General features: G+C 61.5%; 17 protein-coding genes and 1 tRNA gene. 4 read left to right on the top strand and 14 right to left on the bottom strand.

What is annotated here, in order from left to right; translation table 11 throughout:
- Positions 1–4 precede the first annotated feature (4 nt).
- The 8 genes from pstA to tsaD all read right to left on the bottom strand — a co-directional run bounded on the left by pstA (position 5) and on the right by tsaD (position 7644).
- A complete protein-coding gene (gene pstA, locus CRO18_RS09915) occupies positions 5–1342 on the bottom strand; it encodes a phosphate ABC transporter permease PstA (RefSeq protein ID WP_097082010.1) in 1338 nt (445 codons plus the stop codon).
- Positions 1339–2784, bottom strand: coding sequence for a phosphate ABC transporter permease subunit PstC (pstC, locus tag CRO18_RS09910; protein ID WP_097082009.1), 1446 nt, complete (start codon positions 2782–2784; stop codon positions 1339–1341). Before pstC ends, pstA begins: the two co-directional genes overlap by 4 nt.
- A 58-nt stretch (positions 2785–2842) precedes the next feature.
- Positions 2843–3877 carry a substrate-binding domain-containing protein gene (locus CRO18_RS09905; protein ID WP_076484404.1) on the bottom strand — a complete coding sequence of 345 codons (1035 nt, stop codon included), beginning with the start codon at positions 3875–3877 and terminating at the stop codon, positions 2843–2845.
- Between the two features lie 119 nt (positions 3878–3996).
- A complete protein-coding gene (locus tag CRO18_RS09900; protein ID WP_097082008.1) occupies positions 3997–4656 on the bottom strand; it encodes a sirohydrochlorin chelatase in 660 nt (219 codons plus the stop codon).
- Between the two features lie 250 nt (positions 4657–4906).
- Positions 4907–5326 carry an EVE domain-containing protein gene (locus CRO18_RS09895; RefSeq protein ID WP_076484406.1) on the bottom strand — a complete coding sequence of 140 codons (420 nt, stop codon included), beginning with the start codon at positions 5324–5326 and terminating at the stop codon, positions 4907–4909.
- Positions 5326–5595 carry a YciI family protein gene (locus CRO18_RS09890; protein ID WP_097082007.1) on the bottom strand — a complete coding sequence of 90 codons (270 nt, stop codon included), beginning with the start codon at positions 5593–5595 and terminating at the stop codon, positions 5326–5328. Before CRO18_RS09890 ends, CRO18_RS09895 begins: the two co-directional genes overlap by 1 nt.
- Position 5596: 1 nt before the next feature.
- Positions 5597–6553, bottom strand: a complete 957-nt coding sequence (locus CRO18_RS09885) for an NAD(P)H-dependent glycerol-3-phosphate dehydrogenase (RefSeq protein ID WP_076484408.1) — start codon at positions 6551–6553, stop codon at positions 5597–5599.
- Positions 6550–7644, bottom strand: a complete 1095-nt coding sequence (gene tsaD, locus CRO18_RS09880) for a tRNA (adenosine(37)-N6)-threonylcarbamoyltransferase complex transferase subunit TsaD (RefSeq protein WP_097082006.1) — start codon at positions 7642–7644, stop codon at positions 6550–6552. The genes CRO18_RS09885 and tsaD overlap by 4 nt, the downstream gene beginning before the upstream one ends.
- Positions 7645–7713: 69 nt before the next feature.
- Between tsaD and CRO18_RS09875 the strand changes: the two genes are divergently transcribed.
- The 4 genes from CRO18_RS09875 to CRO18_RS09860 all read left to right on the top strand — a co-directional run bounded on the left by CRO18_RS09875 (position 7714) and on the right by CRO18_RS09860 (position 11324).
- The gene (locus CRO18_RS09875; RefSeq protein ID WP_170952624.1) at positions 7714–8436 is read left to right on the top strand and encodes a uroporphyrinogen-III synthase; all 723 of its coding nucleotides are present in this window, start codon (positions 7714–7716) and stop codon (positions 8434–8436) included.
- 75 nt (positions 8437–8511) lie between these two features.
- Entirely contained in the window at positions 8512–9756 is a 1245-nt protein-coding gene (locus CRO18_RS09870; protein WP_097082005.1) for a hypothetical protein, read from the top strand.
- 9 nt (positions 9757–9765) lie between these two features.
- Positions 9766–11205 (top strand): heme biosynthesis protein HemY, encoded by a 1440-nt coding sequence (locus CRO18_RS09865; protein ID WP_076484412.1) that lies wholly within the window; start codon positions 9766–9768, stop codon positions 11203–11205.
- Between the two features lie 43 nt (positions 11206–11248).
- Positions 11249–11324, top strand: a tRNA-Thr gene (locus CRO18_RS09860).
- A gap of 514 nt (positions 11325–11838) precedes the next feature.
- On the opposite strand, the gene CRO18_RS09855 is transcribed toward CRO18_RS09860, so the two are convergent.
- The 6 genes from CRO18_RS09855 to CRO18_RS09830 all read right to left on the bottom strand — a co-directional run bounded on the left by CRO18_RS09855 (position 11839) and on the right by CRO18_RS09830 (position 20640).
- Positions 11839–12114, bottom strand: coding sequence for a hypothetical protein (locus CRO18_RS09855; RefSeq protein WP_097082004.1), 276 nt, complete (start codon positions 12112–12114; stop codon positions 11839–11841).
- A 408-nt stretch (positions 12115–12522) separates the two neighbouring features.
- Positions 12523–14649, bottom strand: coding sequence for an EAL domain-containing protein (locus tag CRO18_RS09850; RefSeq protein WP_097082003.1), 2127 nt, complete (start codon positions 14647–14649; stop codon positions 12523–12525).
- Positions 14646–15476, bottom strand: coding sequence for an alpha/beta fold hydrolase (locus CRO18_RS09845; protein WP_097082002.1), 831 nt, complete (start codon positions 15474–15476; stop codon positions 14646–14648). Before CRO18_RS09845 ends, CRO18_RS09850 begins: the two co-directional genes overlap by 4 nt.
- 266 nt (positions 15477–15742) lie before the next feature.
- A complete protein-coding gene (locus tag CRO18_RS09840) occupies positions 15743–18070 on the bottom strand; it encodes a methyl-accepting chemotaxis protein (RefSeq protein ID WP_170952623.1) in 2328 nt (775 codons plus the stop codon).
- Between the two features lie 345 nt (positions 18071–18415).
- Entirely contained in the window at positions 18416–19507 is a 1092-nt protein-coding gene (locus CRO18_RS09835; RefSeq protein ID WP_249276036.1) for an iron-containing alcohol dehydrogenase family protein, read from the bottom strand.
- A 92-nt stretch (positions 19508–19599) separates the two neighbouring features.
- Positions 19600–20640, bottom strand: coding sequence for a four-carbon acid sugar kinase family protein (locus tag CRO18_RS09830; RefSeq protein WP_097081999.1), 1041 nt, complete (start codon positions 20638–20640; stop codon positions 19600–19602).
- Positions 20641–20642 lie beyond the last annotated feature (2 nt).

Below are 20642 nucleotides of genomic sequence, written 5' to 3'. Positions count from 1 at the left end.
ATCCTTACCAGCGCCGTTCGAAGCGGCGACGTAGAAGCACCGCGAGGATGTTCATCGCCAGCAGGAAGACCAGCAGCACGATGATAGCTCCCGACGCGCGTTCGATAAATGCGGGGTCGGAGCGTTGCGTGAAGTTATAGACCTGCACCGGAAGCGCGGCGGCAGGGTCAAGGAACCCTTCGGGCGGCGCAGCCGGATATTCTTTCACAAAGGCCACCATGCCAATGAGCAACAGCGGCGCAGTTTCGCCCAAGGCTTGGGCCAAGCCGATGATCGTGCCGGTCAGAATGCCGGGGAGGGCAAGCGGCAGCACATGGTGGAAGATGGTTTGCATCTTCGAGGCCCCCACGCCAAGCGCGGCATCTTTGATCGAGGGCGGTACGGCTTTGAGCGCGGCACGGGTCGCAATGATGATCGTCGGCAGGGTCATCAGCGTGAGCACGAGGCCCCCGACCAGCGGCGAGGATTGCGGCAGACCCGCGTAGTTGATGAAGACTGCAAGACCCAGAATACCGAAGACGATCGAAGGCACAGCGGCAAGGTTCGCGATATTCACCTCGATCAGGTCGGTGAAGCGGTTTTGCGGCGCGAATTCTTCCAGATAGATCGAGGCGGCCACGCCAATCGGCAGCGCCAAGGCCAGCACGATCAGCATCATATAGGCCGAGCCCAAGATCGCCACGCCAAGACCCGCCGATTCGGGCCGCAGTTCCGAGGCATCGGGGTTGGTGATGAAGGCCCAGTTGAAGGCGAGCCGCAGCATCCCGGCATCGCGCAGCGCTTGGGCAAGTTCAAGTTGCGCGGGGCTGACGTTGCTATCAAGCGCGGCGCTTTCCATCGTTACGCGGCCTTTGAAAAACCCGTCGATCCGGCCATTGGCGAGCACGTTAAACTCGATCGTCGTGCCAACAAGATCGGGGTTCGCCAGAACCATGTCACGCAGCGCGGCGGGGGCCTCTTTGGAGATCAGCGCGCCGATTTCCTTGGCTTTCATGCCTTCCGGCGCCAGACCTTTTTCGGCCACCACGGCTTCCAGCGCTTGGGCCAGAACTTTGCCATAGGTGATGGTGGTGGCTTTCGCCATTTCATCGGGATTGCGGTTGCCCTTTTTATCGAGCACCGCCGCATCAAGCGTAACGGGCAGCGTCATCATCGTTTGACGGAACGACCCAAGACCCGAGCCCAGAACCGAGGTGAGCAGCACAATAAGCGCCAGAACCCCAAGGGTCACAGCGGTGATGCCATAGATACGGAAGCGCTTTTCAGCGGCATTGCGCGCCTTGGTGCGGGCGTCTTGCGTGTAAAGCGAGGGGCGGTGGTGAGACATGTCGGCCAGCGTCATTCGTATTGCTCGCGATATTTGCGCACGATCACCAGTGCGACGATGTTCAAGATCAGCGTGAAGACAAAGAGCGTCAGGCCAAGGGCAAAGGCCACCAGCGTCTCGGGCGAGGCAAATTCTGTATCGCCGGTGAGCTGGGAGACGATTTTCACCGTCACCGTGGTCATCGCTTCAAACGGGTTCATCGAGAGTTTGGCGGCAGCGCCCGCGCCCAGCACCACGATCATCGTTTCCCCGATGGCGCGCGAAGCGGCGAGCAGGATCGCGCCGACAATGCCGGGCAGGGCGGCGGGCAAGATCACCTGTTTGACGGTTTCCGATTGCGTTGCCCCAAGGCCGTAGGAGCCATCGCGCAAGGACTGCGGCACCGCGTTGATGATGTCATCCGACAGCGAGGAGACGAAGGGGATAATCATGATCCCCATCACCAGACCCGCCGTCATCACCGAGGAGGAAGAGGTGCCAAGGCCAAGCGGTTGCGCGAAGTAGTCGCGCAGCATCGGGCCGACGGTGATCAGCGCGAAAAGACCGTAAACGATGGTCGGGATCCCGGCGAGGATCTCCAAAAGCGGCTTGGCGATGGCACGCAGCTTTTTGGAGGCATATTCTGCCAGATAGATCGCGGCAAAGAGGCCCACCGGCACCGCAACGGCGAGCGCGATCAGCGAGACATAAAGCGTGCCCCAGATCAGCGGCCAGATGCCCAGATCAGACCCACCACCAAATTGCGGGTTCCATGTCAGCGACAGGAAGAAATCAGCCGCCGGGTAGATTTTGAAGAAATGCACCGTCTCAAAGACGAGCGAAAGAACGATCCCCACCGTGGTCGCGATAGCGACGAGCGAGGCGGCGATCAGCAGCACTTTGACAAAGGATTCCGAGACGTTGCGGGCACGGAATTCCGGTTGGATGCGTAAGAACGCCGACGCAAAACCGGCGAGCGCCACCGCCAAAACCGCCACCGTCATGCCAATGCGGCCCATGTGGTTGAGGCTGCGATAGCTTTTTGCGGCTTCAAAAACGGTGGGCTTCACGTTGGAGCCGAGCGCGATGCCAACATCGCCCATGCGCGAGCGGATATCGCTCAGATCAGCACGCATGTCGGAAATGGCTTTGTTGCTCAGATAACCTTGCGCGACGATCAGATCGAGCCCTTCGGCGATCTTGCGCACATCGGTCATAACAAGGTCGAGGTGTTCTTCGCCGGGCAGCAGTTTCGCCACGCGGGTTTCGATCAGCGCGGGCTGGGCAAAGAGCCAAACCGCCATCAGCACAAAGGCGGGCACGGCGGTGAACAGCGCCACCGTCTGGCCGTAGTAGCCGGGAAGAGAATGAAGCTTGCGCAGATCGCCCTTGGCCGAGCTCAGCGCGCGCTGGCGTCCGAGAATGAAGCCGCCGATGGCGAGAACAAGCACAAGCGCCGCAAGAAGGCCGAGAGTCATGGGACGATCCAAAATGGGAAGGGTGGCGCCCTGAGGCACCACCCGGGAGGATTTTAGCTTAGTTCAGCGGGCCCATCGGGGTGCCAGCAGCGACCATTTCTTGGGTCGCGGCCAGTTCCGGGTCCGACACGAGGCCATAGGCGGCCAGCGGGCCTTCCGGGCCAGCCATTTCGTCGGAGACGAAGAAGTCGATGTATTCTTGCAGGCCCGGGATCACGCCGAGGTGCGCTTTCTTCACGTAGAAGAACAGCGGACGCGAGACCGGATATTCGCCGGTGGCGATCGATTCGGTCGAGGGAACCACGCCCGACATGGTCGCGACGCGCAGCTTGTCGGTGTTGTTTTGGTAGAACGACAGGCCGAATACGCCGATCGCGTTCGGGTTGGCGTCGAGACGCGAGAGGGTCTCGGTGTAGTCGCCGTCGATGTCGACCGAAACGCCGTCGGTGCGCAGCGCGAGGCAGGCTTTCTCACCGTCTTTTTCGCCTTTGGCGGCGACGAAGGCTTCCATCGCGCCGGTGGCTTCACAGCCAGCTTCCAGCACTTTGATGTCGAACACTTCGCGGGTGCCGTGTTTGGTGCCCGGGATGAAGGCGAGGATGTCTTGTTCCGGCAGTTCGGCGTTCACGTCGTGCCAGGTTTTGTTCGGGTTGGCGACGAGCGCACCGTCCACCATCACTTCGGCGGCCAGAGCATTGTACCAGTCGGAGGGGGTGAAGGCGAATTCCGGGCCGTCGATTTTCGAGGCGAAAACGATCCCGTCGTAGCCGATGCGGACTTCCATGATTTCTTCCACGCCGTTGGCGGCGCAGGTGTCGATGTCCGATTGCTTGATGCGCGAGGAGGAGTTCGCGATGTCGATGGTGTTTTCGCCCACGCCTTCGCAAAGCTTCTTACGGCCAGCGCCCGAGCCGCCGCCTTCCACGACCGGGGTCGGGAAGTCGAAGTTTTCGCCGAAAGCTTCGGCGACGATGGTCGCGTAGGGCAGAACGGTCGAAGAACCGGCCGATTGGATCTGGTCGCGGGCCAGAGCGCCCGAGGTCGAAGCCGCCAGAATGGCCAGCGCCGAAACGCCAAATTTCGCGGTGTTCATGGATCTCTCCTGAAAATCGTTGCGGGCGTTTTTGCCCTCGGCGCCCGTCCTAGGCTCGGGTCGTGACGCTTATGCAAAAGTTGTATGACAGTTACATGACAGCCTGACGGCAGGGCGTGTCACTTTGCCCGCAGGCTTTCCGCTATAAGTGCAGGCACATCCTCCAACTCGCCTAATGCGGGTAGAAGCGTGCCGCTAAAGCCAGCTTCTTCAAGGGCTTGCGGAACATCTTGTGCAACATGCCCGCCGCGTAGCACGAACAAAGGCAGGCAGGTGGCGGCGCGATAATGTGCGGCGACCTCACGCAGGTGGGGCATCTCTTCCAAGAACGCGAGTCGCAAATGTTGCTTTGGCAGGCGGGGGGCAAGTGTGCGGGCCAGTTCGACGGTCATATCATGCGAGCTGCGCGAAACCTGCGAGCCATGCGCCACCAAGATCACCTCTGGCCCCGCGTCTTTGAGCGTTTGCCCAATCAAATCGGGCAAGGCGGGTTCGCGCCCGAAAGGCGGTAGAATCTCTGCGCTATGGTCGAGTTCGGCCAAGCGGCGTGGCAATTGCACCTTGGTGAACCAGCCCTCTGCCATGAAAAACGGATAGATCAGCGCGTCGGGTTGGGCGGCCACCGCTTCGCGCAGCGCACCCGTACAGGCCAAAGTGGCCGCGCCTACCTTTGCATCAGGCAAAAGCGCTTCGACCTTTGTTGCCAAAGTCTCCAGCGCGGCTTGCGCGGGTTCAGGATCAGAGGGGAAGCCGTGGGCGACGATCAGCACATTTCTCATGCGCGCAAGCCTAGCGCGGCGGGGCTGTGCGGCAAGGGCTGGGCGAATTGGTTAATGAAATATGACGCCAAGCTATTGGAATTACGTCATATTGTTTGCACTGTTTGGTTGCGGAGAATCATGCTTTCCCCTAGAAACGACTTACCGGCCAGGACGGCCAGAACCCAATAGACAGTTTCACGTGTGGTGCGTAGGGGAGCACGTGGGGTGAGGAGGGTCCTGGTAGGGGTGCCGGGACCCTCCTATTTATTTAGGGGTCGATTTCCCCAAGTTCGCAGACGATCTTCCACTCTTCTTCCGTGACCGGCTGCACTGACAGCCGCATCGAGGTGACCAGCGCCATTTCTGACAGGCGCGGATCGCCCTTGACCTCTGCCAAGGTCACCGGGCGTTTGAGCGGGCGCACCGCGCGAATATCCACACAATCCCAACGCGGGTCATCGGTGGTGGAATCTTGGTGGCTCAGCGCGCAAACCTCGACAATGCCGACGATCTCTTTGCCGATGTTGGAATGGTAGAAGAATCCCTGATCGCCGATCTGCATTGCGCGCATGTTGTTGCGAGCAAGGTAGTTGCGCACGCCGTTCCATTCTTCGCCCACGTCTCCCTTGGCGACCTGCATGTCCCACGACCAGACGTTGGGCTCGGATTTAAAGAGCCATTTCGCCATCAGCCGATCACCTTTTTCCATTCTTGCACGGTGACGCTGTCAAACAGGCCAGCGGCGGCATAGGGGTCGCCCGCTGCCCAGTTTTGCGCGGCTTCAAGGCTTTCGCAGTCCAAAATCACCAGCGAACCGCACATTTGCCCGCCTTCGAGGAACGGCCCGGCCATCGTCACGATCCCGGTTTCCTCGATATAGGCCAGATGCGCGGCGCGGGTGTCGAGCCGGGTTTGCAGCGCACCGGCTTTGTCGCGGCAGATTACGGCGTAAAGCATGTCATTCCTCCTTGAGCGGACGCGAGAGCAACGCCGCAGCGGCGTCGGAAACAGAAAGGTCTTTGGCCACCAGCGCGGCGACCATGGCGGTGATGGGCAAATCCACTCCGTGGCGTTGGCCCAGTTGCACAGCAGCGCGCGCGGTGGCCGCGCCTTCAACCGTGGTGGCGGGGTCAAAATCTTCGCCTTTGCCGAGCGCGAGACCAAAACGGAAATTGCGTGATTGCGCCGAGGTGCAAGTGAGCACCAGATCGCCAAAGCCCGAAAGACCATCCAGCGTTTCGGGGCGCGCGCCAAGCTTGAGCGCGAGCCGCCCCATTTCGGCAAAGCCGCGCGTCATCAGCGCCGCGCGGGCCGAGTCGCCCAGTTGCGCGCCAATTACCACGCCTGCGGCAATGGCGATCACGTTTTTCAGCGCGCCGCCCAGTTCGGCGCCAATCGTATCGGTGGTGCGATAGATGCGCAGCGTTGGGGTGGAAAGCTGTGCTTGCAGCGCGCTGGCATCTTCGCGCGTGGCAAGCGTTAGTGCGGTGGGCAGGCCGCGCGCAATATCGGCGGCGAAACTCGGCCCCGTCAGAACGGCGGCGGTGGCTTTGGGGCAGGCGGCCTCAATCACCTCAATCGGGCCGTTGCCGGTGGCCAAGTCGATGCCTTTCGAACAAGAGATCAGTGTTTTGCCATCGAGCCGCGCGGCATGGCTGGCCAAAAAGCCGCCCATTTGCTGCATCGGCATGGCGAGCAGCACGATATCCACCCCGTCCACGCAGGCAATGTCAGAGGTGACCGAAAGCCGCTGCGGAAAATGCGCATCGGGCAAGCGGCGGGCGTTGCAGCGGCTTTGCTGCATGTCTTCGGCATGCGCGGTATCGCGCGCCCAAAGCACCACCTCGCCAATCTGTGCGAGGGTGATTGCCAGCGCCGTGCCAAAGGCCCCCGCGCCTAAAACCGCAATGCTCATGCCTTTGCCCCCTTTTTGCCCGATCCGAGCATTGTGGGCGCGGTTGCGTCAAGCGGCCAGCGGGGCCGCGGCACCAAATCGGCGGCGGTCGCCGTGCCTGCGCGGAACCGTTCGATCCCAGCATAGGCGATCATCGCAGCATTATCGGTGCAAAGTTTCAAAGGCGGCGCAGTGAAGCGCACAGCCATCTCGGCACATAAGCTTTCCAGCTTCGCGCGGATGGTTTGGTTCGCCGCGACGCCCCCCGCCACGGCAAGCGCAGGCTCTGGGGGGACGTCTTCAAGATAGGTTTTCAACGCGCGGCGGGTCTTTTCGGCCAGCACGTCGGCTACGGCCTGCTGGAAGCTCGCACACATATCGGCGCGGGTTTGCCGATAAAGCCCGCCATGCGCGGCCACCTCTGCATCGCGGGCACGCAGCAGCGCGGTTTTCAGGCCCGAGAATGACATATCGCAGCCGGGTCGATCCAAGAGCGGGCGCGGGAAGGGGAAAGCCTTCGGGTTGCCGTTTTTTGCCTCCGCCTCGACCACCGGGCCACCGGGTTGCGGCAGGCCCAAAAGCTTCGCCGTTTTATCGAAAGCCTCGCCCGGGGCATCATCAATCGTACCGCCAAGGCGTTGGAAGCTTTCCGGCCCGCGCGCGATCAGGAATTGGCAATGCCCGCCGGAGACCAGCAGCATCAAATAAGGAAACGCCAGCCCATCGGTGAGGCGCGGCGTCAGCGCATGGCCCGCCAAATGGTTCACGCCGACAAGCGGCAGGCCAGAGCCAGCCGCAATGCCCCGCGCGCACATCACGCCCGACATCACCCCACCAATCAGCCCCGGTCCGGCGGTGACGGCGATCCCATCCAGATCACTGAGCCCAAGGCCGGATTGCGCCAGCGCCTCTTCCACGCAGCCATCGAGCTTTTCGGCATGGGCGCGGGCGGCAATTTCGGGCACCACACCGCCAAAAGGCGCATGCAGCGCCACTTGCCCCGCCACGACCGAGGCCAGCACTTCGGCCCCCGCAGGGCCATGGCGCACAACCGCGGCGGCGGTATCGTCGCAACTCGATTCGATGCCGAGAAAGGTAAGCACTTTGGTCATGGGGTTTTGTTGCACAGGCCTTTCTTCGCAGGTAACACCGGGGAAGGCATCGCACAACCCGAGGCCCTTATGACCGATAGAAATGCCTTTCGTCCCCGGCTTTTGCTGACGCGCCCGCGCGCCGGATCAGAGCGATTTGCGCGCCAGTTTCAGGCCCGATTTGGGGCGGATTGGCCGATCACCATCGCGCCCTTGATCGAGATCGAGCCGACTGAGGTCGAATTGCCTGCGGCAAATGTACTCATCATTACCTCGGAACAGGCGATTGCGCCGGTGGTGAACGCCCCCGGCTGGGCGGGCAAACCAGTCTATTGCGTGGGGCCGCGCACTTCGGAAGTTTTGCGTCGCAATGGGTTTGAGGTGTTGGGCACCGCGCCCAATGCGCAGCAGCTTTTTGCGCTGATTTCGGCGGAACCCGATCCGGGGCCGATGCTGCATGCCCGTGGCAATGAAAGCGCCTTTCCCTTGGCGCAAAAACTCAACGCTGCTGGGCGAAACGTGCAAGAAGCCGTGGTCTATGCACAGGTGCCGCAGTCACCGAGCAAGGAGCTGCAAGAGCTTCTGGATCGGGCGCAACCCCTGCTGGTCCCGGTCTTTTCTCCCAACAGCGGACGGCTTTTTGCGGCCGCCGCCGAAGGCGCCCATGCGCGGCTGCGGGTGGCGGCGATTTCCGAAGCGGCAGCGCAGGCTTGCAGCGGTTTGGCGCATACCGAGTTGCGGGTGGCGGCTAAGCCTTCGGCAGAGGGGCTAATAGACGCACTTGTCGCACTGATGCGAGACAGTTCCGGTTGAGCCCCGCGACGCCCGACCCTAGACTGCCCGCAATCGAAGAATAAGCGCGCACCGGCGCGGACTGGAGGATTGGCCATGGCGAAACCGGAATCTGACGAGACTGAACCCAACGCAGCCACCTCTGCTCAAGGCCTTGAAATGCCAGAGAAAGAAACCGATCCGGCAGCCGAGGCGCTTGATGCGGCGGAGCAAGGCGGCATCGAAGAGGCGGAGGTTGTCGCCGAGACCGAGACTGTGACCGAATCACAGACCGAAGCCGAGGCGATTGCGGAAGCCATGGAAGCGGCGCCGGATCAGGAAGAAGCGGAAAAGGTCGAAGAGACGCCCGCCCCCGTTGCGGCGAAACCGGCAGCCCCGCCGCCGCCGCCACGCAAAGGTCTTTCGGTGATCTTGGGCGGTGTGATCGCTGCGGCGATTGGCGCGGGGGCGACCGTCGCCGCTTTGCCGAACATGCCCGCCGATTTGCGCGAGAAAATTCTGCCCGCAGGTGGTGGCGCTGCCGAATTGCACGCCGCGCTGGATGCGCAGGCCAAGAAAATTGCTGCACTTGAAGCGGCGACCGCCCAACCTGCGGCGGGGGCGTCGGAAGTGGAGGCGTTGAAAGCGTCGCTTGAAGAGATGAGCGCCAAATTGGCCTCGCTCGAAAGTGGTGCGGCGGCGGCAGCCGCCGATCAGGTTGCGGCGCTTGAAGCCGAAATCGCCGCAATGAAAGAAGAAATGAAGAAATCGCCGATGTATGCGACGCAGCAGCAGCTTGATGCCGCGACCGCAGAGGCGAAGGCACGGATTGCCGAAGCTGAGGCCGAAGCGGCGAAGATGCGCGCTGAAACCGAAGCGGCGGCGCAGCGCGCTGTGCGGCAAGCGGCGGTGGCCCGTGTGGCGGCGGCTTTTGATGCCGGTGCCACGCTTATTGGCCCGGTGGCCGAAGTTGAGGCGGCGGGCATGACCGCCCCAGCCGCGTTGAAGGCCGAAGTGCCCACCGTGGGCGCCTTGCAAGAGGCTTTCCCGGAGGCGGCGCGCAAAGCGCTTGCCGTGGCGCGCACCACCGATGCGGGGGACAGCCTTGGCGAAAAGCTTGGCACCTTCTTGCTTGCGCAAACCGGAGCGCGGTCGCTGACCGCCCGCGAGGGCAATTCGCCTGATGCGGTGCTTTCGCGCGCCCAAGCCGCCGTGGATGCGGCGCAATTTGAGACGGCCGTGGCCGAACTGGCGGCTCTGCCCGAGGCAGCGCAGGCCCAAATGCAATCTTGGAAAGACATGGTCGCGCGTCGCGTTGCGGCGCAGGCCGCGCTTTCTGACCTGGCCCAATCCGTTCAGTGAGGTAATGCGATGCTCTGGTCTTTGTTGAAAGTCGCGCTGTTCCTAGCCGCTGTGGCCGGGCTCACCTTTGGCGCGGCGATGCTGTCTGACTCGGGCGAGGCGATTCGTATCGTCGCGCTGGGGCAGGAGTTCAACCTTGGTGCGCTGCAAGCCGCCATCTTGATCACCATCATCGTGGTGGTGCTGTGGGTTGTGTTCAAAATCGTTGGCTTCGTGGTGGCGTTCTTGCGCTTCGTGACCGGCGATGAAACGGCGATCAGCCGTTATTTCGACCGCAGCCGTGAGCGCAAAGGCTACCAAGCCTTGGCCGAGGGGATGTTGGCGATTGCTTCGGGGGAATCGCGTCTTGCGATGTCGCGTGCCGCTAAGGCGGAACGCTATCTGCGCCGTCCCGATCTGACCAACCTGCTCACCGCGCAGGCGGCGGAAATGAATGGCGACACGCGCCGGGCCGAACAGGTTTACCGTCGGATGCTGAACGATCAGCGCACCCGCTTTGTGGGGATTCGCGGCCTTCTGTCGCAAAAGCTGGGCGATGGGGATACCGATACCGCGCTGAAACTGGCGCAAAAGGCGTTTGCGCTGAACCCGAAACACCCGGAAGTGCAAAACACGCTTTTCAAACTGCAAACCGAATCGGGCGACTGGAAAGGCGCGCGCGACGTGCTGTTGGCCAAGATGCGTCAGGGCGAGATCCCGAAAGACGTGCACAAGCGCCGCGACGCGGTGCTGGCGCTGCAAGAAGCCAAAGTGGTGCTGGATCAAAACGCGTCGATCGAGGCGCGCGAGGCGGCGATTGCGGCCAACAAATCTTCGCCTGACCTGATTCCGGCGGCGGCGATGGCGGCGAAAGCCTATGCCGATCAAGGCAATGTCAAATCGGCAACGCGTGTGCTGCTTAAAGCGTGGGAAGCGCAACCGCACCCCGATCTGGCGGGGGTCTTTGCGTCGCTCGTGCCCTCGGAATCGGCGGTTGAACGGCTTGCGCGGTTCGAAAAACTGCTGTCGCTGCGCCCCGACCACGAAGAAACCAAGCTGCTGCGGGCTGAGCTGTGCATCGCGGCAGAAGATTTCCCGGGGGCACGCCGTGCGCTGGGCAATTTGGCCGAAACCAACCCGACCGCGCGCACGCTGACCTTGATGGCGGCGATCGAACGTGGCGAGGGCGAAAGCGAAGATGTCGTGCGTGGCTGGCTGGCCCGTGCCGTCACTGCGCCGCGTGGCAAGCAATGGTGCTGCGACAAGTGCCAAAACATCCAAGCGGAATGGGGCCCGGTCTGCGACAATTGCGGCGGCTTCGATACGCTGAGCTGGCGTGAGCCGACCTCGGGCGGCATTCCGCTGCCCAATGGGGCTGAAATGCTGCCGCTGATCGTGGGCGCCGGCAAGCCGAAAGCGGAAGAAGCCTTTGACATTACGCCAGATGCCACAGCGGAAGGTGAAAAATAGGGCTACACATCCCTGCGATGGCGTGCTAGTTGCGCGCCATCACGCCGGTGTAGCTCAGCTGGTAGAGCACGTCATTCGTAATGATGGGGTCGGGGGTTCGAGTCCCTTCACCGGCACCACTAAATCTCTGGAAAACCAGTACAAGAAGGCCGCCCCTCGGGGCGGCCTTCTGCTTTGCTAATAGCTTGGAACCATGGCGGAACCAGGTCAAAGAGGCGAAAGAGGCAGGCGTCAGTCACGGAAGCGTGATATCTCGCCGTGATCGAAACCGAGCTTCCATAGGGAAGCTATGGGGTCGGGCTCTAGGGCGCGACCTATCAGCATGACCTGATTCGCATTGGAGGTTCTAAATCCTCCCGATTCGCACGGCGACTTGTGAGATGTCTGTTGGATGTCACTAAAGGCAGAGTTGGGCGCATGTCTGCGGCGAGAATTGGTCACATTTGAGCTACCGACAAACACTTGTCGTTTTCTTCTTACTTGCGAACGCCGGGAGCAAGTTTTGCCGTCGCTGGCGGAGCCTTGACCATCCTGAGGGTCTGCTTGCCATACCTCAGCGAGGTTAGCTACATGAGTGTCCCTCAGGCCAAAGCCGCCTGCGAAGCCGACGCGTGGTTCAGAATGGGTTTTCATTCACTCCGAGGTCGAGTCGCGCAGCGGCCCGAGCTTCTCGGTCGCCCAAGCGTCAAGCGATGCGCGAGGATAAAGCGGAGTGCGGTTGACTTTCTGAAAGGGCGGTCCGCCGCCGCGGGTTGCGAGGCTTGCGAGCGTCGAAGGAGCCATAGTGATACCGTGCGCCAGTTCCAAATATTGGCTCGCAGCATCACGGCGCAGCCGCGGCCTCCTGAGTGCGGGCGGCAGATAAGCCTCCTGCGTTCCCGCAAGCGGGTTGTTCAACTCGATGGTCATCGAGAATTCTCCGTATTTTCGAGCTATAGAGGGGTGAAGCGCCCCATTTGATGCCTCGCATTATCGCCGATCAGTGGAAGAGTGCGAAGCGGCGAGGTGACCGTACGCCACCTGCGCCGTACTGATTATAGTCTATGGGGCCCGCAAATCTAAAAATCAATGCAGCAACGGGAAGACGGTTCTCGTCATCATTTCGAGCGTATATTCCTCTGCGCATCGCTGCCGTTCGTTCAGGAAGCAGCGAATGTCAGCTTCCCGCCCGTTGCGAAGGCGACGGACTGACCAACGTGCTCGGCCCCTTTGCCGTCGGTCGCATCATTGAGTTCTTCGCTCCGAACCAGCCGTTCGAGCGCGCCGCAGCGACGAGATAAGCGGCCCTGAGCGGATGGCTGTGCAAATTGCTGGATCTCAAGCTTGGAGGCTGCACGCGGTATAGGAGGCTGTCTGCGAAGTTTCGACATTGTACTTGCGCGCTCCATCGATATGAACAAGTGGCTGCGGTCGGCAAAAATGGAAGCCCTGAACTTCATTGCAACCGAGGGCCCGAAGCAGGTCCGTCGTCTGTTCGCTTTCTACTCCTTCGGCCACTGTCGCTAAAGCCAACCCCTGGGCCAGATCCATGATCGCGCGCAAGATAGGCCCGTTGCGTCCTTTCGCCTCCGCCCCCAATACGAAAGACTTGTCGATTTTTATTCGGTCCACGGGCAGATCGCGAAGATGCGTAAGAGAGGCAAAGCCGGTCCCGAAATCATCGAGCGCGATCGTCACCCCCGCTGCGCGTAGGAGCGCAAATCCGGCAATCAGATTCTCGGTGTTCTGGCCCAAGAGCGCCGTCTCGACAACCTCCAATTCGATCTGCTCTGGTGTTAGGCCTGCCGCTGCGATCTTCGCGAGAAGATCAGGCGCGAAACTGGATCGGTGCAAGCTATGATCGGAGAAATTCACAGCCACGCGGCCCAGGTGCGCGCCCGCCTCCGCCAAGTCAGAGAGTACGCGGCGCAACACCGCAGCATCAATCAATGCGGCGCAATCCGGATCATCGAACGCATCCCACCAATCGCCCGGTGTGCTAATTTCACCATCGGGACAGCGTATCCGCGCAAGCGCCTCGTGGCCCGTGACGCGGCCATCTGAAAGCCGGATCTTGGGCTGATACCACGCCTCGATCCGGTCCTCACGCTCGGCCTCGCGCACCATTGCCAGAGTGGCGCGCCGTGCCTCGACGGCGCAAAGTGTGGGCCCTCGCAGAAAGGCCGCGCCGCCACGCCCTGCACGCTTTACCTCGCTCAGCGCTGCTTTCGCCCGCCCCCAAAGTTCCTCAGGTTCGCGCGCATCAACCGGGCGCACGGCCATGCCGATCGATGCGCGCAATTGCACCGCTGCGTCAGACCGCGCGAGTGGTGCCCGGAGCGTGGCCTGAACATCTGCTGCAAGCCGCTGTGCCAGTGCATCTGCGCCGCAAGCATTTCCAACAGCGTGCTCTAATGGGGCGAGCAGTGCGAACTCCTCACCGGCAACCCGCGCGGCGAGGCCTTCGGCGGGGAGCAACGCGGCTAGTCGCTCCCCGACCTCGCGCAGCATCGCGTCGGTTCGGTCTTCGCCATAGTCGTCAATAAGCCCAGCAAAATCGGGAAGGTCGATCAGCAACAGTGCCAACTCCCTCTCCTCGTCGCAGACATTGGCAAGCTGCGAACGAAACCATTGCCGGTTTGCCAAACCGGTCACTTCGTCCAAATGCGCCAATTGCCAAAGCCGCTGCCGGTCGCGATGAGCTCGGCTGATATCCGCCAGAACCCCTTGGACGCGCGCCACCTTGCCCTTCTCCCAAAGGGCCTCACAGTAAATGCGAATCTGGCGGGTTTGTTCGTCCGCAATCACGATTTCTGCCTCAAGATCGAGAGGGGCGCACAAGACCTCAGGTGTAGTCAGAAGCCGCCCAAGACGTGCCCGCAGCGGCGCAGAGGTCAGCCTGCCGAGCACATCGTCAAGGCCGAGCGGGGCCTTGGGGCGCAGGCCAAGCAGGCGCAGCACTTGATCGGACACGTCGAACACCCGCAGCACCGGGTCCCAAGACCAAGCACCGACCTCGGCCATACGTTCGACCTGTCCCAGCCAGTGCGCCCGCATTCCCGCCACTGCCTCAAGGCGGGCTACCCCATCTTCAGAGCGGTGCCGCCGCCCAGCATCAAGCAGCACCAGCGTGGCTCCCTCTGTGTCCAACAGTCGTCTTGCGCTTAGCAGGCAGCGGCGCACACCCCCCATGGCATCGGGCAGCGGCAGCGAGATTTCGTCGAGCCGCCCCGTCAATCGCAGTTGCGGCGCCAAATGCGTGAGCCAGAACACGCGCCCTGCTGAGGAAAGCAGGTCCGTTAGGTCGCGTCCCAGCACCGCCTCAGGGGGGCGTCCAACCCAGTGCAGGAATTCCTTATTGGCCGAGCGCACCTGTCCCGCGTCGTTGATCTCGACAAGGCCACATGGCGCGCTGTCGGCGGCAGCGCCATAGCCACGCCGCGCTTCCTTCGGAGGCAGGCTCACTGGCTCTCGTCCGATGGGTCAGCCCCCTCGACCCCGGTCGTTAGGCCAGCGAGGATCGCATTTGCAACGACCTCGGGATGGCTCAGATGCGGGCAATGGCCGTGGCTTTGCAGCTGCATCAGACGACTGCCTGCAATGGTGCGATGCACGAATTCGACCGCGGCATCGGGGGCGATTGGATCGTCTTGCGATTGCAAAATCAGCGTCGGCACCCGCAATTGCGGTAATGCGGCACGAACGTCGACGAAAAAAGTGGCGCGGGCGAATGCAGAGGCGATCTCGGGGTCGTTTCGATGCAACCGTTGCGCAAAATCACTCGCCAACTCGGGGCGGTCGGGGTTGCCGGTGGCGATTGGCGCGAAACCTGTGGCCCAGTCTGCGAAATTACGATCAAGCATTTCGAGCAGATCCTCGACAGTCTCTCGACTGAAACCGCCGGTGTAATTCTCTTTGTCGATATAGCACGCAGAGGGACCGATCATCACCAGTTCCGCGAATAAATCGGGGCGCTCAATCGCCGCAAGCGCACCGATCATCGAAGAAACCGAATGGCCGACGAAGCGCACCGGGCCAAGCGCAAGCCGATCAAGCAGCGCCACAAGGTCATCGACATAACCGCGCAGGCTCGCGTGGCGCTGACGGTCATACAAATCAGCGGCGGCCTGTCCGCAGCCAGCATGATCGAAAAGCACCACACGATAATGCGGTGCGAGTTGCGGGACCACCGCACGCCAAACTGTCTGGTCACAACCATAACCATGCGCCAGCATCAGCGGCACATTGCCCGTGCCGGTCTCATGGAAGTTGTGCAGGGCGTCATCGAGCATGGCTACAGGATTCCCGCAAGGGATGACTCGTACTTATTCAATGCATCTTATGCGTGAAATTTAATCACGAAAAAAGCATTAAAATGAAGCCCCTCTATCCGGGCGATATTTTTAAGCGCTCTCGGTCATAAGGCGTCCTCGCCGCAACAACAAATTTTTCGGATCGTGCCGAACCAATCTAAGTCGATGGCGCGCGCTCATCCCCCAAAGCCTTCAGCCAACCTCGCAAGCTTCACAGATCACTAGCTTCTGGCGTTGGCGGTGCATCAAGCGGCTGTGTCGCGCCGCGAAAGTGCTCCTGTGTTGAATTGTGCGACATTGGAGACAAGCTGATCTGCTTCGCCACGCAGTGTGGTGAGCGCCGCATTCGTCTCCTCAATCATCGCGGCATTTTGCTGCGAAGTGCGGTCAAGTTCTGTCGTCGCCTTGGAAATCTCGGCGATGCCGACCTGGCTTTCGCCAACGGCCCCCGCAATATGCTCAATGCGTTCTTGCACCCTACGGAGTGATCCAACGATCTGGCCAAGCGCACCAGCCGTATTATCCACCATTTCGACGCCGCGCCCAACGTCGCGCGTTGCGGTCCCGATGATTTGCGCGATCTCTTGGGAGGCTTCTGACGACCTTTGTGCAAGCGCGCGCACTTCTGAAGCAACCACTGCGAAACCGCGCCCGCTCTCGCCCGCTCGTGCGGCCTCGACGCCTGCGTTCAGGGCGAGCAAATTGGTCTGGAACGCAATGTCGTCAATCACCTGCAACACGCCCTCGATCCGCTCGGAGGATTGCCGGATGCTTTCCATTGCGGCAAGTGCTTCCTGGGCGATGGAATTGCCACTTTCTGCGTGGCTAGAAATGTCCCGCATCTGGTCCTTGGCCTCATTGGCGAGGCCGGTCATGCTGCCGATTGTCCCGGACATTTGCTCAAGCGCCGAAGCGGTTTCTTCAAGCATCGCTGCATTGTGTTCGCTGCGGCGCGCCAGATCGTTCGTGGCAGAGCCGATCTCGGCGCTGGATCCGTCGATAATCTGCGATGTGGCCTCAATTGCGAGCACAGTTCCGGTGATTGCATCGTTCGCAGCCTGAAGCGAGTGCGCCATTTCGGCGAAAACGCCCACGAAGCCGTCACGCATCACATAGGTTAGATCCCCCTTAGCGAGATGGCGCAGCGCAGCATTCATCTCGGAGATGCTGGCATCTGTAGCTTCACCAATCTGGTTTAGCCCACGGCAGATCTCGGCAAAAATTCCCTCTTTGTCAGACAAATCCATCCGTTGCGAAAAATCCCCGCGCGCGCAAGCGCTTACCACGGAAGATATCTCGGTGGCGATTTGACGATCTCGCTCGGCCTCCAAACGCGCGGCCTCTGCCTCACGCGCCAATCGCGCTTCCCTGCCGGCGCGTTGCGCTGCCTCGCGCTCCGCTTCCGCTTGGCGATGCGCCTCTGCTTCGGCTTCGGCCTCACGCGCGATCTTCTGGCCCTCAATAATGCTGTCCCGGAAGCTGTCGAGCGCCGTACCAATCTGCGCCGTCTCGTGCAGTTGGGAAACTGGGAGCACTACATCGAGATTACCTTGCGCCATCTTATTAGCGACCTGCACAAGTTGCCGAACATCGGTTTCGGTGCGGCGCACCGTGCGCAAACCGATAAAAAGTGACACCAAAAGCGCGCCAGCAATGAGAGCCCCCATGGCGAGGAAGCCGATCAGCGCCGCTTGGGCCTTTTGCGCCGCTGCCGTCTTGATGCCGTTACCGATGGCCAGCTCGGCCTCTTTCATGGCTTCAATGCGTGCCGTCGTCGTTGCGAAAAACGTCTCCCCAGTAACGCCCGCTAGGTCATGCGTGTCTGGCGAGGCGAAAGCGATTTTGCGTAATTTCGAGAGCTCTGCTGTGGCAGGCAAGGTTTCAACCGGCGCTGCTGCAGCTAGGTCCTCCGGCGCGGCAAGCGCGTCAAAGAACAACATGGCCTGATCCTGTTGGGCCACCATCGTGCGCATGGCCAAAAGGATTGGCGTGTCGAAAACGCCCTTGCGATAGGCGCCAGACCCCAAAGCGCGTTCTAGCCCGGCACGTTCTTTGGCTGTCATGAATGCTGCGAAGGCGACAATCCTATTACTGATCTGCGCATCGGAACTGGCCTCGGCCAATTCATTGACGAGTTGAAGCACATCGGCGTTCATCTCAGTGAAGTATCCGAGCGCCTCGGGCAGCGGCAGGCTGCGCGCATCAATCCCCCCGCGTATTTCTGCCGAGCGATCAAAATCTCCGGCCAATTCGCTTACGAGCGCAGAAATTTGGCTCGGAAGCCTTTCGAGGCCGATCACATCGGCTTGCACCAAAAGCGCTTCTCGCGCTGCATCGCTCGACGCACGCTGCGCGACCAGTCGCTCGGGCGGGCTGGCTTCCTGACCATTCAGGAACAGACTTGTCATACCACGTTCAAGCTGTTGCGCATGCGCGACTGCACCGGCGGCTTGGGCCAAGGTCATCAACTGTTGCACCTTGCGGGCATCGTTCAAAATGGTCCACCGTTCGACGATCAGAAAAGACCCGAACACCAAGGCCAGAAGTGCTGGCAAGGCCAGCGATACCGCCATGACGCGACGCAAGGAGGTGAGGGGAAGATCAACACGGGTCATCATTACCAGCCGCAATAGAACACGTAGAAAAAATGCGGCGGCTTTCCTAAAGCTTTGCAAATGTTGGCAAGAACGCAACGCGTTCAGGCCATCGAAATAAGCAAATATATGATTCAGATATGGTATTTTTTCTGTAAAATGCCCTTGATCCGGGCGGTGGGTGTCTTGGTTGGTTCGTTTTTGCCGACCGCGCGCAAGGCAACAGGTGCGAGGCGCGTTCAGCAAATAGAGATCGGCAAAGCACCGCAAAGATGGACCAAGACCCGACGAGGCCGGGTCTTGGTGTGGCTTGCGTCTGTGGGATTACCAAGCGCGCGTGTAGAGCGCCTCGATATCGCTGACCGACAGATCGACCGGGTTCCAGTCAAGGAGACGACGGATCGCATGGGCATCGCTGGCCATGGTCGGCAGATCTTCTTCAGGCACCCCATGCGCGCGCAAGCGCATATCGAGCCCCAGCGCCGCACAAAAGGCCGTTGCGCCGGCGAGCACCGCCTCGACCGAGCCCCCCTCAAAGCCAAGCGCAGCACAGATGCGCGCGGTTTTCTCGGGCACGGCGGGTTGGTTGGCCGCCAAAACATGCGGGAAGATCAGCGCATTGGCAATGCCGTGGGCAAGCTTGTGACGGGTGCCCAGCGGATAAGCCAGCGCATGGCCCGCCGTGGTGTTGACCGGGCCAAGGCAGACCCCGCCGTAAAAGGCCGCCAGCGCCAACCCGGCGCGGGCCTCGGCATCGGTGCCATCTTCCACCGCGCGTTTGAGGTAGCGGCCAACAAGCTCAATCCCTTGCAGCGCGTAAGCGTCGATGATCGGATGCGCACGTTTGGAGGTATAAGCCTCCACGCAATGCGCCATCGCATCCACGCCCGTCGCGGCGGTGACGAATTTCGGCACCGACATCGTCAGATCGGGGTCGATAATCGCTATATCCGCAAGCATATTGATCGACTCAGTGGCGACCTTGTTGAGCGTTTCGGGGTCTGTGACCAGCGCACGGGTGCCCACTTCCGAGCCGGTGCCTGCCGTGGTCGGAATTTGCACCAAACCCACCTTGCGGGCGGGGGCCCGGTTCGGCCCAGAAATGTCTGACAGCGCCAGATCGGTGCCCGCCATCACGGCGACCAATTTGGCAAGATCCATCGCAGAGCCACCGCCAAAGCCAATGATCAGATCGGCATCTGCGGCGGCCTCAACCGCGGCCATCAGATTGGTCAGATCGGGTTCGGGCACCACATCGCCAAAGCACCCCACCGCGCCAAGGCCCAGCACCTCAAGCCGGCCGGCATTGACCGCATCGGCGATCACGAAGGGCTTTTGAAAGCCTTTCGCATCGACCCAAGATTTGAGCGAGGCAATCGTTCCGGTGCCAAAACGCAAAACCGGAGGGCGTTGCATCTCAAGAGGAGAGGTCAGGTCAAGCATGAGGGTCTTCACTTTCGGTTGGTCTGGAGGGGCGGCCCTGTGGTTCAGGGCAGAAATTGCATGGCTCAGCAGGGGCAGAGACGGTCGTTGGCAAGTCGGCTGAGGGTGTCGGGCGTGCCAAAACCGCCGGATTTGGTCACAAGCACCAGCCCTTCTGGCCCATCAAGCGCGCGAGAGACGGGCAGGCCCGGCAGCGCCTCGCCCAAGACCTCGACAAGGCCGCAGCCCAAAAGACCAAGAATCGCCCCCCCGGTTTCGCCACCGCAGGCCAGCAGCGTAGCGGGGTGCGTTGCGCTGATGCGCGCGGCAATCGTCTGGGCAAAGGTGGCTTTGGCTTGCGTGCCGCTGATGGTTGTTGGCCCCGGCACGATGCGGATCACTTCGGGGTCTTGGCTGGGCGTTTCGGGCAGGGCGGCTGCAAGTTCACCGTTTGGGGCTGCAATCTCCGCAAAATCAGCAATTTGCGCCAAGGTCACCGGGTCGCGCGAACCAATCGCATAAAGCGCCGGGCGCGGCAGGGGAATGCTGGGCGCGGGGCCGGGGCTTGGCGCAAGGCGCCGTGCCAGCGCCGTTGCGAGACCCGCAGCCCCAACGTAAAGCGCGGGGCCTTGGTGATCCGCCAGTGCGTGTTCAAGGCTGTCTTGGGTTGGGGCCTCAAGCACCACAGCATGGGGCAAACCGGCGCAATCGCGCACCGCAAGCGGCGTGGCGACGCCCGCGCCTTGCAACACGCCATCGCAAACGATGCGCCCTAAAACCGGGATCGCGGGGCACAGCACAATCGGTTCGTCCCCACGGCGCAGCGCAAGGCTTTCAAGCGCGACATGGCCTTTCAGCCGGCTGTCGATTTTTTTCAACCGCACGGCGTCTTTCGCAAGGGGATGTGCGTTGAGCAGATCCGCGACCTTGGCGAGCCGCGCCGCCGCCCGTTGCGGGGGAAGTTCGCGCGAGCCGGTGGAGAGCGCCACCACATCGACATCGCGTTCTAGTGCTTGCGCAAAATGCGACAGCGAAAGCGCACAGATCGTGCGAAAACCGCGTTCGGCAAAAGCGACCGAGGAATCAAGCGCCCCGGTCAGATCATCTGCAATCACCACCGCTTTCATTG

This window comes from Rhodobacter sp. JA431 (assembly GCF_900217725.1).
Taxonomy (GTDB): Bacteria; Pseudomonadota; Alphaproteobacteria; order Rhodobacterales; family Rhodobacteraceae; genus Rhodobacter; species Rhodobacter aestuarii.
The sequence above is the reverse complement of the archived record's forward strand: the minus strand, read 5'-3'. Positions and strand labels throughout refer to the sequence as shown.